Source organism: Flavobacterium chilense (assembly GCF_001602525.1).
Taxonomy (GTDB): domain Bacteria; phylum Bacteroidota; class Bacteroidia; order Flavobacteriales; family Flavobacteriaceae; genus Flavobacterium; species Flavobacterium chilense.
The window spans coordinates 211,365-224,897 of record NZ_LSYT01000002.1 but is presented as its reverse complement, the minus strand read 5'-3'; the positions used below and the strand labels follow the sequence as shown (position 1 = coordinate 224,897).

Below are 13,533 nucleotides of genomic sequence, written 5' to 3'. Positions count from 1 at the left end.
CGTGTTTTTTATGACACGCAGATTTTACAGATTTAAGCGGATTAACACCGATTTTTATTTCATAAAAATTAGTATAATTCGTGTTTGTCTTTTATTTCAACAACCCTACTTTTCGTTTCCATTCTTCGTAGAAAGGAGGGTTGGTCAACATTAAATTTCCTTCTTTATCTAAAAATACCTGAACAGTTTCTCCTGTGCAGGCAACTTCGCCTTTATCATCTAAAATTCTAAAACGATAAATCATTTTAGCAGCAGGTGTATCTATAACAGTGGTTTCTATAGTTACAACATCGCCATAACGTAAAGACAATTTATGTTCACATTTAGATTTTACAATTGGGGTTGTGTAGCCGGTTTTGGCAATATCTAAATAAGTAAGTCCGTGTTCACGTCCAAACGCTTCTCTTCCGTCTTCAAAGTAGGTAATATAATTGCCGTGCCAAACGATTCCAAGCGGATCAGTTTCGTTAAACCGAATTCTGATTTCATGTGTTACGGTGAGAGAAGTGGCTTCGTTATACTGTTCTTTTCTTTTTGTCATAAAATAAGGCAATGGATGTTGTAATAATAAAGAACAAAAATAACAAACTTATTCTTGGGATGATTTCGACAAAAGAAACGTTGCGTAATAATACATCGTAAAAAGCTTCTAATCCCCAGTTCATTGGCGATGATTTGGCGATATACTGCATGATGGTTGGCATTGCAAAAACGGGAACCCAAACACCTCCAACAGCTGCGAGAATAAGTACACTTGTAGCACCAAACGGAGCCGATTGTTCTTGTGTACTTGCTACGGTCCCTAATAAAATTCCGAAACCAATCGCAGCAAAACCTGAAAACAAGGCTACAATACTCATTAAAAATAAATGTCCGTTAATGTTTAAAGACGGTAAACCAATATGTGGAAATAAAAATACTGCCACAGCAACCATCATATAAAACTGAATCATACAAATAACAGAATAGGTAATGGTTTTACCAATAATGACAATTAAATTAGAAGACGGATTGGTTAACAATCGAACAAATGTTCCTTGCGATTTTTCTTTTACAATATTAATAGACAACGGAATTACAATAAAAAATATGGCAAAAAGTGTCCAGGCAGGAACGTTATGCTGAACAGAATTTGGACGTACTTCTTTGTTGTTTATTTTCGGGATTATTTCTTTGAACGTAATAAAACTTTTTTGTTCAAATTCGATGTTTCCTTCTCCTAACTGATTTTGAAAAGTGGTATAAATTGATTTGGTTTCGATTTGCGAAATCATCTTATCAATCGAACTCATTACTGCATTTTTAAAACTCATCTGAACCGCAGGGTCAAAGTATAATTTTACTTCTTTTTCTTTGATTACTTTTGGTTTTTCGGCTTGCGCTGTACTATCAGTTTCTATTAAACCCATTTTGCTCACAATGTTTTGTACATTCTGATCAATTTTGGTTTGTAAATCGGCACTTAGATTTTTTGGGATTATAATCGCCAACTGAAATTTTCCTTTGTAAACAGCTTCTTTGGCAACTTCTTCTGTAAGTGGCTGATTGTCGATTTGGGTTACAACACTAAATAAATTGCTTTTTTCGAGATTGTCAAAAACGGTTTTAGAAACCGAACCTTTATCATTATCGACCAATAAAATCTGAATTTTATTATCGCTAACGGTTTTAAAAGTGCTGTCCTGTATTAAAGTTACCGTGATTACAAGAACCAACGGCATAATAAACAAAATGATTAATCCGCCTAAATCCCGTTTAAGCAGAAGAAATTCCTTTACGAATGACATCCAGATTTTATAACTCATCTCTAAAGTCTTTACCGGTTAATGAAATAAAAACGTCTTCAAGATTTTGTGCTTTTTCTGTAGCAGCAATCAAACTTGATGGTGTTCCCTGCGCATAAATTTTGCCTCGGTCTAAAATGGCAATATTGGTGCAGAAATCTTCGGCTTCACCCAGATGATGTGAGGTATAAATAATCGTAGTTCCGTTTTTATTCAGGAGTTTTAAATAATCCATAATGGCATTTTTGGACTGAACATCAACACCTACGGTTGGCTCATCTAAAAATAAAACTTTAGGATTGTGCAGTATTCCGGCAATCAGATTGACTCTTCGTTTCATTCCGCCCGAAAAAGTTTCGATACGCTTGTCTGCAAATTTTAATAAGCCTAAAAGATCTAAAGTTTCGATTACTTTATCTTTTAAATACGAACCTTTCAAGCCATACATACTTCCAAAATAATGTAGATTTTCTCTGGCTGTAAGTGTAGGGTATAAAGCATATTCCTGAGGAACAACGCCTATAATTTTTTTGATTTTTGAGGAATGACTGGTATAGTTCAGGTCATCAATTGTAAAATGCCCTGAGGTTGGTTTTACCAATCCGCAAAGCATGGAAATTAAAGTGGTTTTTCCGGCACCATTTGGACCCAGTAAACCAAAAACCTGACCTTGATTAATCTCCAGCGAAACGTTGTTCAAAGAATACATGTCTGCATTTTTGTACTTTTTCGAAAGGGATTCTATTTTTATAATGGGTTTCAAAATATATTAGCTTATCGCTTTTTTTAGTTTTTTGAAAAAGATTTCTTCTCTGTTAGCAATACTCAAAAGTTCATCGGCAATGACATTGTAAGCATCTTCTTTGGCGCTTCGGTTTTTATAGATTCGGGAAGCTTCAACTGCAAAATCACGCCATGAATCTCCAATCTGAGTCATTTCTTTCGAAAGCGTTTTTAGCTCTTCATTATTTAAAATAACCGAAGCTTCTTGTAAAAATGCAGCATAAATAAAACGAAAACCACCGCCTCCGGTTCCAATCTCTTCCTGCATACGTACCATTTGTGCCAAATAATGATTGGCTTTTTTAGTACCATGTTTTATAGGCCATTTTCGGATTTGCTTAGAAACAAATTTAATTCCGCGAACACCTACGATTGGCACTGGCGCTAACATATCACGGCAGGTATTTTTGATTCCTTTAATGATCGCACTTTTTAAATCAACGTCATTAGGGATCTGAATTGGATAATACATTTGTCCTCTTGGAGCAAAAGCCCCTTTAGCAAAACGTACTTTATCTAATTCGGCGTGTGTTAAAGTAGTAACGGTTTCCATAACAGGATCGCTCACTAAATAATCGGTTTCGGTTTTTCCGTAAACGACCAGATTGTGCGCATTAAAATGAAAGCGATATTCATCCGGAAAATAACTCAAATGATATACTCCAACTTGTAATCCGGTTGGAATATTATTTTTTAAATTTTCGTCTAAAGCTTTGTTTGCATTGGTTGTAGAAGAAAATTTTTGTCTTTTTATTTTTAGATTCAGGCGGTTAGCAAGTTTATTAAAAATTTGCCCCGGCAAAGTTCTGTAACTAATCGCAGGTGCGTAATTGACTTTTAGAAAAGGTAAATACACAAAGAAAAGCCCGGAACCAATACCAAAAACCATAGGTTCGCTAATATTGAGTCCGCTATTTTTTAGCAAATTCGAGGCTACTCCGTTTTCGCAATGTGCGGCCTGATGATGTGTAAAATTAGTTTGCATTACGCTGTTTTAATATTTTTTAATTCGGCTATTGAAATTTCAAAAGCGTCGGCATATTTTTTTAAGGTCGAATCACTTAATTTGGCAAAAACGGTTGGTTTAAAATGTCTTTTTACGCGCCATTTCCACATTCCAACATAACTGGATAAAATAGTAAGATCCATTTTGCTTACTTCCATATAATAACAAATCGGACTTACTTCTCCTATTTCAACCTGCATTTTTGCGTGAGCAATTCGTTCGTTTATTTCGTCTATAGAATTAGAGAGTGCGATGGCTTTGGGTTCCCAGCCTGTACTTAAAGTGGTAGTGTAATCTCCGTTTTCATCGGTTGCATACAGAAGCTCTTTAACGTTGTTTTTTGTTAAGTTGCTTTTATCCTGTGGTACATTTTCTTTTTCCATATTATTAATTTATTAGAAACATACAGATTAAAACTATACATAAACTAATGATTAAAAATCCAAGATTCGCGAAAGCCTGGTTTCGGTGTTTCTTTACAAATAAATAAATCGTTTCGATCAGTAATCCCAAATAAAACATCTGAGTTATCAAAAACAGTACAATAAACAATCCTAAACCGCTATCGACATGTTTGTGTCCGCTTGCATCACAATACTTATGAGGGTCATTGGTAAAACACCAAAATAAAAAAAACATTCCCAGTAAAAGAACCAGAATTCCGATTCGGATTACAAGATGTGAAATGATTTTTTTTGTATTACTCAACCGAAACTGTTTTTTGAATGAACAAATTAATTTCGCATTCTAAAAGTAGCTGGTCTCCCAGTACACTTTCACAATTCATTGTACATAAGGTATAATCGTCGCCGGTAAATTTTGAAACCAAAGTTGCTTTGGTAATAATAGTATCGCCTACTTTTGGAAGCGAATGTATTTTCAGATTTTTTAAGGCGCTGATAAAACCAAGTACATTAACATTTTCATTTTCTGTTCCGTCTTCTTCAAAAAAATACTTTTTGCCTACAATAGACGAACAGGTTTGGGCTGTGTTTTCGATTAAGCCCGCTTCGATAAAAATATTGTTGTCGACAAAAATATTGTCTTCCTGTATTAAGAATATCGTTTCTACAAAATTGGCATCTATTTCCAAAATTAAATCTACCATGAGCATTGGCGCTCGGTGCGGCAGATAGTTTTGTATGTCAACTCCGGTTTTCATTCTTATTATTATTTATTTAGCTAAAACGGTTTTCATTTGTCCGTTAGCAATTTCTTCGTTATTCAAATGAGTTACAATATCTACCAAAGTGATTCCGGCAAATTCCTGCAAAATCGTGATAGTCGATTGAATCGTATCGTTGATTTTAGGTAACTTCTTAATTTCAATTTCTTTTATCGAACCTATATAACCTGTTGGAGCTGTTTCGTTTTTCAGGAAAAACTGATATCCTGTGTGCAAAGCGACTGATTGTGCCATATGTTCGATCAGACCTGCTTCTAAAAAAGTATCATTATCGAAAAAGATGTTATCGCTTTTAATTTTTAAACCGGAAACTAATGTGGTTTCAGAAAACGAATACATTTTATCTACCATCACAAAAGGAAACTTTTGAGGTAATAAATTCTCGACATCTTGTTTTTCTAAAAGCAAAAGCGTTTCCATTAGCAAACAGTTAAATAAGCATAAGCAAATGAGAATCGGCCACTTTCAGGAACGGATAAAAGAATATGATCTCCTTTTTTTAGATTTCCTGAATTCATCAATTCTTCGAGAGCTAAATAAATAGAGGCAGAACCTACATTTCCTACTCTTGAAAGGTTCATAAACCATTTTTCGTCAGCCATTCCGATTCCTTTTTCGCTTAATCCTTTTTTTAGTCCTTCAACAAAAAAGTTTGAAGAAACGTGAGGGATAAAATAATCGACATGATCTGAAGTAATTTTATTTTTCTCCATGGCTTCTTTCATACTTTCAGCTCCTTTAGAAAGTATAAATTCATCCAGTAATTTTACGTCTTGTTTGATGGCAAAAACAGATTCGTTTAACCATTGTTCCGGTGCGTAATCACTCCAGCCTTTGATTTCGCCATTTTCTAATTTATCACCGCCGGCATACATACAGGTTTCTAATTCGTAAGCATACGAAAAAGCTTCCATCCACTCGATTTTTAGAGAAACAGGGCCTTTTGGTTCATTTTCTAATAAAAAAGCTCCGGCACCATCTGATAACATCCAGCGTAAGAAATCTTTTTTGAATGCAATAATTGGTTGTTCTTCAAGGCTTTTTAGATTTGCTGCTTCATGATTATACATTTGTGCATTAAGCCAGGTCGAAACTTTTTCTGATCCTGTACAAATGGCATTTTTTGAATTTCCTGATTTTACTGAAAGGAAACCAAATTTTAGCGAATTCATTCCGGCACAGCAAACTCCGGTTGATGAATTTAATTCTACAGATTTATTTTTTAATAAACCGTGCACCATAGCAGCGTGCGACGGCAGGAAAATATCAGGCGTTGAGGTTCCGCATGAAAGTACTTCTAAATCCTGTGCGGTAAAATTCTCGTCAAACAATTGCTCGACAGCATTTCGGGTTAACTCGGCATTGCTATGCGTGCTTTTTCCGGCTTTATCTACGGCGTAATAACGACTTGTAATTTTATTGTTGCGCAAAATAATGCGTCTTGCTTTAGAAGCAGCATCATTGATGAGGCCCAGGTAGGCTTCCATTTCTTCGTTAGAAACAGCTTTATTTGGCAAATACTTTGCGGCTTTGGTAATATACACTTCAAACATAATCTAATTTCGTCTTCTAAACTCCTTGATAATATTGAGTTTCTTTTTTTATGGTTTTTAACTTAAAAGGGTAGGTAATAAGGTGCAATATATACACTATTGGTGAGATTAACCATATTGCAAGGAATAAATAAACATTAAATACTTTAAGTAACTGTTTTCGGTTTTTTTGATGTGTATAAATCAAGTTTGACCATTTGTTAAAAATCTTATTCGCAGTTTTGTCTACAGTAACTAAATACGGACTGATTTTAACTGCACCAATAGCCAGTAATTTTGGTTGTAATTCCTGTAATTTGTTCTCATTTAGTCCTGAAACAATAACTTCTCCAAATTTTTCTGATTCCTGAATGTCTTTGTCAGAAACTCCCGGTAACGGAAAAATGCCCAGATATTTTTTCTTTACTCCTGAAAACATCCATTCTACAATTGTAATTACGCTGATTAAATTTCCAACGCGATCTACCAGAGCTACATTTCCTACCAATTGTGCATTGGCTTCTTTTAGCAAGGTTTTGATTTTTTCCTGTGCCATAATCCACATGTTTCGGGAACCACTTATGGTAACAACTGGTGTGTTGTTAAGTAGTTTTTTGGCATCATCACTTTTTAAAAATGAGTTGACTGGAATTGATGGCGATAAATACCAAACCTGATAATGGAATAAAATCAAATCAAATTTTGTATTTAAAATTTCTTCTGAAACAGGCTTTAATCCTGTTGGAATTTGAAGAAAAGATTCGGGAAAAGCATCAAAGAAAGAAGCTTTATCCCAAGGAAAAGGAAAAGGTTTTTCTAATTGTATTTCGTGAAAAGCTACATTTATCTCATCTGAATTCAGGAAGGGTTTTGCAATATTTCGTGCAATTTCTTCCAATTGTCCAGATTGGGAATAATATATAACAAGAACATTTTTCATTTTGGTTTGTGACTTTGGTGGTTGCGCAAAAATAAGTAAATTTATTTAAACGAATTTTCTTGTTTAAAGATTCATAATAAAAGAATGAACGAATTGGTTTTTTGTCAGTAAAAGCATGAATTTCAACAAGAATTATACATTTTATTCGATAAATTAAATAAAAAGACAACCAAGAAGACCTTTTTTGTAATATAATTTGTATAATTCAGAACAACGTTTTCGTCACGAAGCGAATGTTATGCTTTAAAATGGTTCCAAAAATCAAAATAATTAAACCATTGCAACGGATATTTTTGCAAAATACTTTCAACACTTTGCACATATTCTTTTAACAATGCTTTTTCGTCGCGGTGTTTTACAGTTGCTTCGCGGGCATATAAATGATAATGCAGGTTAGGCTCTTTCATAACATAAACAAAAACCACCGGAACTTTTAGTCGTGAAGCAATTAAAAAAGGACCTGCCGGAAAATGGGCTTCCTTGCCTAAAAGGTTTTCAGACAATGATTTGGTGCCTTCAAAATAACGATCACCGGTAAAACAAACCAATTCATTATTGGCCAGTGCAGCATTGATCTCAAAGATATGAGAAAGGTCGTCTTTTATAATGATAAACTTAACGGTTGGCTTTTGGGTAACACTTTCCAGATAATTTTTAATGGCAGAATGCTCCAGATCTGTAGTGACTAAATTGATTTGAAAATCAAGGTCAATCTCTCCAAAGAAATGTTCGGCAATTTCAAAATTCCCAACGTGTGCACTAATCAAAACACCTCCTTTTTTCTCAGCCAGAAGTTTTTTCAATGTGTCGATTCCGTCAAATTCATAGGTGAATTTATTTCGCATTCCTGCCGAAATGGAAATTTTATCAATAATGGTTTGTCCAAAAGTATAATAACTTTTGAATACCATTTTTTTTGATTTGAAATACGAATACTGAAGTCTTTCTTTGAAATAATAGAAAATGACTCTATTACTTTTCTTAAGAAATAAAAAGTAGTAAGAAGCAACAAAATAAAGTAAGACATAAGCAGATTTGACACCCGCTTTTTGTATTAAAAAAACGAATATTCTATAGCCTAAAACTGTTCCTTTTGATTTGCCATCCCATTGACTCATTAAACAGCTTTAGCTTTTAGTTTGGCTTCGATTAGATCGTAAAAACTTTGAAAGTCAGCGATTCCAACAAAATCAGCTTCAACTAGTTTTACACCAAAATTAGATTCGATTGAAACTACTAAATCTACGTAATCTAAACTATCTAACCCAAGTGTGTCTTTTAAATTAGCATTTGGCTCAATGTCGTCATTGTCAACTTCAAATTCATCAACTAAAAAACCATTAATTCGTGCTATAATTTCTTCTTTATTCATCGTTCAATTTAAACTTTTTAACCACCAACGCGGAGTTGGTTCCTCCGAACCCGAAGGAATTGGACAAAAATATGTCAAATTTTTTGTTTAAAGTAGTTTTGACCAAATTTAATTTAGAAGCATCTTCATCGGGATTGTCTAAATTGATGTTTGGTGCAATAAAATCGTGCTGCATCATTAAGATCGAATAGATTACCTCGCTTGCTCCGGCCATCCAACATTCGTGTCCGGTCATTGATTTTGTGGAACTTACGTACGGATTTTTCTCACTAAAAACTTCAAAAATTGCTTTTGCTTCATTACCATCACCAACCGGAGTTGAGGTAGCATGGGCATTTATATATTCAATATCTGTTGCTTTTATTTGTGCATCATCAAGCGCTCGTTGCATGGCTATAGACGGGCCTTCGACATTAGGAGTTGAGATGTGTCCGCCGTTTGAAGAGAATCCGTAACCAATAACTTCGGCAATAATATTGGCTCCTCTTGCAATGGCAGATTCGTAGCTTTCGAGAATTAAAGTAGCACCTCCGCCACTCGGAATTAATCCGTCGCGGCCAGCATCAAATGGACGGGAAGCTTTTTCCGGTTCATTTTCTCTGGATGAAAACACACCTAAACCATCAAAACTGCTCATGGCATATTTGTTGATTTCCTGTGCACCTCCGGTAATAATAATATCCTGAAAACCGCTTTTGATTAGAAAATAAGCCAGTCCAATAGAATGTGAACCACTGGCACAGGCTGCGCTTACCGTAAGGTTGATTCCGCGGAGTTTAAAAATCGTCGAAAGATTCATTGTTACCGTTGAATTCATCGATTTAAAAATAGCTCCGGAACCTATTAAAGCAGTATCTTTTTTTTCCCGAACAATATCTGTTGCATCAATAATAGCTTTAGAAACACTATCGTTTCCGTACATGATCCCTACTTCGCGATTCTCAAAAAAAGCATCATCGATATTGGCATTTTTCAAAGCCTCTAAGGTTGCCATATAAGCATATTCGGTTTCTTCACCAATGCTCATACGCTGTCTGCGGGTTAGTAAATTTTTTAAATCGGCTTTTGGAACCATTCCGGTTAAGGCAGATTGAAAACCAAATTCTTTTCTTTCAGCATCAAACTGAATACCAGATTTTCCGTTGTATAAAGAATCCTTTACTTCATCTAAAGATGTTCCGATACAAGAATAAATTCCCATTCCAGTAATTACAACTCTCTTATTCATCGTCTTTCAAAGTAATTTTTTAAGAATATATTCCTCCGTTTATGTTGATAATTTCTCCTGTAATATAGCTTGCTTTTTTAGAAACTAAAAAGCTTACTAAGTCTGCTACTTCTTCGGCTTCGCCAAAACGATTTACCGGAATTAGTTTTAGTAATTCTTTTTCGTCTAACTGGCTTGTCATATCCGTTCTGATAAAACCCGGAGCAACAGCATTTACAGTAATGTTTCGTTTGGCAACTTCCTGCGCCAACGCTTTTGTGGCAGCAACAATTGCGCCTTTTGCAGCCGAGTAATTGGTTTGTCCCGCTGTTCCTTTTACTCCTGAAACGGAAACCATATTTACAATTCGGCCATATTTGTTACGAAGCATTTTTTGGATAAAAAACTGCGTCACATTAAAAAAACCGTTCAGACTTGTGTTTACAACTCCGTTCCAGTCTTCGGGAGTCATCCACATAAAAAGACCATCTTTTGTAATTCCGGCGTTGTTTACAATGGCTTCAACTATTGCTTCAGGATTTTCTTCCTGCCATTTTGTTAAAGTATTTTGTACTTCGTCGAATTTAGAAACATCAAAACCTAAAATTTCTCCTGTTGCTCCTAATTTTTGTATTTCCTGAAGTGTTTCTTCAGCAGCGGTTTTGTTTGAATGATAATTAATCAGAATATGATAATCAGATTCAACAGCTAGTTTTTTACAAATAGCACTTCCAATTCCTCTTGAACCGCCCGTTACTAATACACATTTCATTGATGTAAGTTTTATTTTTTATTTGGTTATAAATGGTATCGCCTTTTACTTGTTGGTTTTGTTGACACAATCTTTTTATTGGCGATCATCTATTTGGGATTTATTTTTTATCTAAAATAAATGTTATTTCTTTTTTTTCGCTGCTGGCTTTGCTTGTTTTGTTTCTTGTTTTGGAGTTTCAGCTGGAGCAGCAACGGGTTGAGGTTTTTCTGATTTTGAAAATAGTTCAGCATTTTCAAACCATTGGTTTGCTAATACTGTTCCGTCCGGTTTAAGAAATCCCCATTTCCCTTCATTTTTAACTCTGGCAACACCATCAATAAAACCTTTGTCTTGTTGTACAAACATAGCAATAATGGCATTTGTAGTAATACCATATTGTGTTGGAATGATCAATTTTCCTGATTCATTGATAAATCCCCAATTGCTTTCTTTTACCGGAGCTAAACCATTGGTACTAAAAACTTCTGCATCATTATAAGTTGGTTCAATTACAAATTCTCCTTTCAGATTGATAAATCCCCATTTTTTTCCAACTAAAACAGGTGCCAGGTTTTTTGAGAAAGCTTTTCCTTTATCATAAATAGGAAGAATTGCCCAATTTCCTTTTAAATCGATGTATCCAATTTTTCCGTTCTTTTTAGCAAAAGTTAAATCTTGTGTTTCAAAGTCCCAGATTTTTTCAGCTCCGTCAACCGGAATAAATTGTCCGGCACTAACGATTCCAAAAGTTTTATCTTTTCTCGCCCAGGTTGTGTTTTTAAAATAGTTTCCAATTTCAGCATAAGCAGGTTCTACAACTTCTTTTCCTGCGGTATTTATGATTCCCCAGTTTTTGTTGCTTTCTACTCTTGCAAAACCATTTTCAAAAGGTTTGATCTGATCGTATTTTGGTTCTAAAACAACAGTCATTTTGTTGTTAATCAATCCTACTTTATTTCCTTGTCTTATAAAAGCAACACCATTATTAAAATCAAATAATTTTTCTGTAGCAGGTGCTTTTAAGATTTCTCCTTTTGTATCAATATAAACCCATTCTTTATCTTTTTGCACAATTGCAATTCCGTTGTTAAAATCTTTGGCATTATTAAAGGTTGCAGGAATTACCCATGTTCCTTTGGTATCAATAAAACCCCATTTTCCGTTGTCTTCTACAGCAGCCAGTCCTTCAGAGAAGCTTTTTGCAGATTTATACTGAGGTTCGATTTTAAAAGATCCGTCTTTAGAAAGATATCCAATTTTTGAATTCTTCTTAACTAATGCCAATTCCTGACTATTAACAAATTGAATGCAGCATAGCAGCAAAAAAATAAATGTTTTTTTCATGATTTTAAGATTCAATATTAATAATGTAAAACAAGGTTTAATTGTTGATCAAATGATCTTTTACTTTCTGAACAAAAGGATACATTACCTGATCTTCCTTAAATTCAGGAATTATATTTCTAACATCATTGTACCATTTTTTGGTAACAGATGAAATTTTATCTTTTTGTCCTAAATAATCAATTGCCTGAACGATTGTAATCATTTCGATAGCTAATACTTCAAAGGCATTTTCGATTACTTTTGAAGTAATAACCGCAGCATTTGTTCCCATACTTACAATATCCTGATTGTCATTGTTATTTGGGATACTGTGAACATACATTGGATTTGATAACATTTGACTTTCGGCAGTGGTAGATGTTGCAGTAAACTGAACTCCCTGCATTCCGAAATTAAAGCCTAATGTTCCTAAATTTACAAATGGAGGAAGGATTTCGTTGATTTTTGAATTCAATAAGTAGTTTAACTGACGTTCTGCCAACATCGTTAATTTGGTAATAACAATTTTTAGTTTATCCATTTCAAGAGAGATATAATCTCCGTGAAAATTTCCTCCGTGATAAACGTGTTTGTTTTTTACATCTATAATAGGATTGTCATTTGCAGAGTTAAATTCGTCTTCCAGAATAGAAGCTACATTGTTGATGGTTTCTAAAACCGGTCCAAGAATTTGAGGTACACATCTTAAAGAGTAATATTCCTGAACTTTTTCTTTAAAAATCTCTTCAGTGTTTTCTCCTGAATATAAATGGTCTTCTCTTTTACGGATCAAGGTACTGTCTGAAAGATTTTGACGCATTTTTGCAGCCACTTCCTGTTGCCCTTTATGACGTTTGGTTTGGTTTAATTCTTCAGAAAAATGATCATCATATGCCTGAACCAATTCGTTAATGGCACAAGAACTTTTTAATGACCAGTCTAATAATTTTTTGGCATGGTACACATTTACAACTCCAATTCCGGTCATTACAGATGTACCGTTTATTAAAGCCAGACCTTCTCTGATTTCTACCTGAATTGGTTTTAAACCTTCGATTTCGAAAACTTCCTGGGTTGGTCTTCTGTCTCCTTTATAGAAAACTTCGCCTTCACCAATTAAAACTAAAGCCAAATGTGATAGCTGTACTAAGTCGCCGCTTGCCCCAACACCACCGTGTTCAAAAATTAAAGGAGTAATGTCCTTATTAATAAGTTCACTCATCAGGTTAATTACTGACGGATGAACGCCTGAATTACCTAATGAAAGTGTATTTAATCGAGCCAGAATTGCTGCTTTTGCACAAACCGGGCTTAAAGGTTTTCCTGTTCCTGAAGAGTGGCTTCGAATTAAATTATATTGAAGCTGAATTTGGTCAGACTCTTTAATTCTATATTGCGCCATTGGGCCAAAGCCGGTATTTACGCCATAAATAACCTTGTTTCCAGAGAATTCCTTAAGGAAATTAAAACTTTCGTTTACTCGGTTTAGAACAACATCACTTATTGTAACTTTTTGATTTCCAAAGATTATGTCTTCGAATTCTGCTAAACTTAAATATTCATTAATTGTATTCATTAAATCGGTTTTGATTGTGCTAATTTAATTTTATTTATCAAAATAAATGTAGTTATTTTGATGATGG

The 13,533-nt window shown here is 34.4% G+C and carries 16 protein-coding genes; all 16 read right to left on the bottom strand.

Features of this window, described 5'->3' with window-relative positions:
* Positions 1–91: 91 nt before the first annotated feature.
* The 16 genes from A4F88_RS06060 to flxA all read right to left on the bottom strand — a co-directional run bounded on the left by A4F88_RS06060 (position 92) and on the right by flxA (position 13,466).
* Positions 92–541, bottom strand: coding sequence for an acyl-CoA thioesterase (locus A4F88_RS06060; protein WP_068841659.1), 450 nt, complete (start codon positions 539–541; stop codon positions 92–94).
* A complete protein-coding gene (locus A4F88_RS06055; protein ID WP_068841658.1) occupies positions 516–1,805 on the bottom strand; it encodes an ABC transporter permease in 1,290 nt (429 codons plus the stop codon). The genes A4F88_RS06060 and A4F88_RS06055 overlap by 26 nt, the downstream gene beginning before the upstream one ends.
* Positions 1,795–2,493, bottom strand: coding sequence for an ABC transporter ATP-binding protein (locus A4F88_RS06050; protein ID WP_068842308.1), 699 nt, complete (start codon positions 2,491–2,493; stop codon positions 1,795–1,797). Before A4F88_RS06050 ends, A4F88_RS06055 begins: the two co-directional genes overlap by 11 nt.
* A 60-nt stretch (positions 2,494–2,553) precedes the next feature.
* The gene (darH, locus tag A4F88_RS06045) at positions 2,554–3,552 is read right to left on the bottom strand and encodes a BtrH-related acyltransferase DarH (protein ID WP_068841657.1); all 999 of its coding nucleotides are present in this window, start codon (positions 3,550–3,552) and stop codon (positions 2,554–2,556) included.
* Positions 3,552–3,956: a flexirubin biosynthesis protein DarG gene (gene DarG, locus A4F88_RS06040; RefSeq protein WP_068841656.1), complete on the bottom strand. Its 405-nt coding sequence runs from the start codon at positions 3,954–3,956 to the stop codon at positions 3,552–3,554. Before DarG ends, darH begins: the two co-directional genes overlap by 1 nt.
* Before the next feature lie 4 nt (positions 3,957–3,960).
* Positions 3,961–4,281 (bottom strand): hypothetical protein, encoded by a 321-nt coding sequence (locus A4F88_RS06035; protein ID WP_068841655.1) that lies wholly within the window; start codon positions 4,279–4,281, stop codon positions 3,961–3,963.
* Positions 4,274–4,735, bottom strand: coding sequence for a hotdog family protein (locus A4F88_RS06030; protein ID WP_068841654.1), 462 nt, complete (start codon positions 4,733–4,735; stop codon positions 4,274–4,276). The genes A4F88_RS06035 and A4F88_RS06030 overlap by 8 nt, the downstream gene beginning before the upstream one ends.
* A 12-nt stretch (positions 4,736–4,747) precedes the next feature.
* Entirely contained in the window at positions 4,748–5,179 is a 432-nt protein-coding gene (locus A4F88_RS06025; protein ID WP_068841653.1) for a hotdog family protein, read from the bottom strand.
* Positions 5,179–6,312: a dialkylresorcinol biosynthesis protein DarB gene (gene darB / locus A4F88_RS06020; RefSeq protein WP_068841652.1), complete on the bottom strand. Its 1,134-nt coding sequence runs from the start codon at positions 6,310–6,312 to the stop codon at positions 5,179–5,181. Before darB ends, A4F88_RS06025 begins: the two co-directional genes overlap by 1 nt.
* Before the next feature lie 16 nt (positions 6,313–6,328).
* Positions 6,329–7,231 carry an NADPH-dependent FMN reductase family protein gene (locus A4F88_RS06015; protein ID WP_068841651.1) on the bottom strand — a complete coding sequence of 301 codons (903 nt, stop codon included), beginning with the start codon at positions 7,229–7,231 and terminating at the stop codon, positions 6,329–6,331.
* Between the two features lie 236 nt (positions 7,232–7,467).
* Positions 7,468–8,349, bottom strand: a complete 882-nt coding sequence (locus tag A4F88_RS06010; protein ID WP_068841650.1) for a lysophospholipid acyltransferase family protein — start codon at positions 8,347–8,349, stop codon at positions 7,468–7,470.
* Positions 8,349–8,603 (bottom strand): acyl carrier protein, encoded by a 255-nt coding sequence (locus tag A4F88_RS06005; protein ID WP_068841649.1) that lies wholly within the window; start codon positions 8,601–8,603, stop codon positions 8,349–8,351. The genes A4F88_RS06010 and A4F88_RS06005 overlap by 1 nt, the downstream gene beginning before the upstream one ends.
* Positions 8,596–9,831 (bottom strand): beta-ketoacyl-[acyl-carrier-protein] synthase family protein, encoded by a 1,236-nt coding sequence (locus A4F88_RS06000; RefSeq protein ID WP_068841648.1) that lies wholly within the window; start codon positions 9,829–9,831, stop codon positions 8,596–8,598. Before A4F88_RS06000 ends, A4F88_RS06005 begins: the two co-directional genes overlap by 8 nt.
* Before the next feature lie 19 nt (positions 9,832–9,850).
* Entirely contained in the window at positions 9,851–10,582 is a 732-nt protein-coding gene (gene flxB / locus A4F88_RS05995) for a flexirubin biosynthesis SDR family reductase FlxB (RefSeq protein WP_068841647.1), read from the bottom strand.
* 123 nt (positions 10,583–10,705) lie between these two features.
* Complete coding sequence (locus A4F88_RS05990) at positions 10,706–11,908, bottom strand: WG repeat-containing protein (RefSeq protein WP_068841646.1); 1,203 nt, start codon at positions 11,906–11,908, stop codon at positions 10,706–10,708.
* A 37-nt stretch (positions 11,909–11,945) separates the two neighbouring features.
* Positions 11,946–13,466, bottom strand: a complete 1,521-nt coding sequence (gene flxA, locus A4F88_RS05985; protein WP_068841645.1) for a flexirubin biosynthesis tyrosine ammonia-lyase FlxA — start codon at positions 13,464–13,466, stop codon at positions 11,946–11,948.
* Between the last annotated feature and the right edge of the window lie 67 nt (positions 13,467–13,533).

Bases quoted from the DNA above. Each gene is read 5' to 3' on its own strand.
- A4F88_RS06010 (WP_068841650.1), bottom strand. From the start codon at position 8,349: ATGAGTCAATGGGATGGCAAATCAAAAGGAACAGTTTTAGGCTATAGA.
- flxA (WP_068841645.1), bottom strand. From the start codon at position 13,466: ATGAATACAATTAATGAATATTTAAGTTTAGCAGAATTCGAAGACATA.
- A4F88_RS06000 (WP_068841648.1), bottom strand. From the start codon at position 9,831: ATGAATAAGAGAGTTGTAATTACTGGAATGGGAATTTATTCTTGTATC.
- DarG (WP_068841656.1), bottom strand. From the start codon at position 3,956: ATGGAAAAAGAAAATGTACCACAGGATAAAAGCAACTTAACAAAAAAC.
- A4F88_RS06050 (WP_068842308.1), bottom strand. From the start codon at position 2,493: ATGTATTCTTTGAACAACGTTTCGCTGGAGATTAATCAAGGTCAGGTT.
- A4F88_RS05990 (WP_068841646.1), bottom strand. From the start codon at position 11,908: ATGAAAAAAACATTTATTTTTTTGCTGCTATGCTGCATTCAATTTGTT.
- A4F88_RS06025 (WP_068841653.1), bottom strand. From the start codon at position 5,179: ATGGAAACGCTTTTGCTTTTAGAAAAACAAGATGTCGAGAATTTATTA.
- flxB (WP_068841647.1), bottom strand. From the start codon at position 10,582: ATGAAATGTGTATTAGTAACGGGCGGTTCAAGAGGAATTGGAAGTGCT.
- A4F88_RS06030 (WP_068841654.1), bottom strand. From the start codon at position 4,735: ATGAAAACCGGAGTTGACATACAAAACTATCTGCCGCACCGAGCGCCA.
- darH (WP_068841657.1), bottom strand. From the start codon at position 3,552: ATGCAAACTAATTTTACACATCATCAGGCCGCACATTGCGAAAACGGA.
- A4F88_RS06055 (WP_068841658.1), bottom strand. From the start codon at position 1,805: ATGAGTTATAAAATCTGGATGTCATTCGTAAAGGAATTTCTTCTGCTT.
- A4F88_RS06015 (WP_068841651.1), bottom strand. From the start codon at position 7,231: ATGAAAAATGTTCTTGTTATATATTATTCCCAATCTGGACAATTGGAA.
- darB (WP_068841652.1), bottom strand. From the start codon at position 6,312: ATGTTTGAAGTGTATATTACCAAAGCCGCAAAGTATTTGCCAAATAAA.
- A4F88_RS06005 (WP_068841649.1), bottom strand. From the start codon at position 8,603: ATGAATAAAGAAGAAATTATAGCACGAATTAATGGTTTTTTAGTTGAT.
- A4F88_RS06060 (WP_068841659.1), bottom strand. From the start codon at position 541: ATGACAAAAAGAAAAGAACAGTATAACGAAGCCACTTCTCTCACCGTA.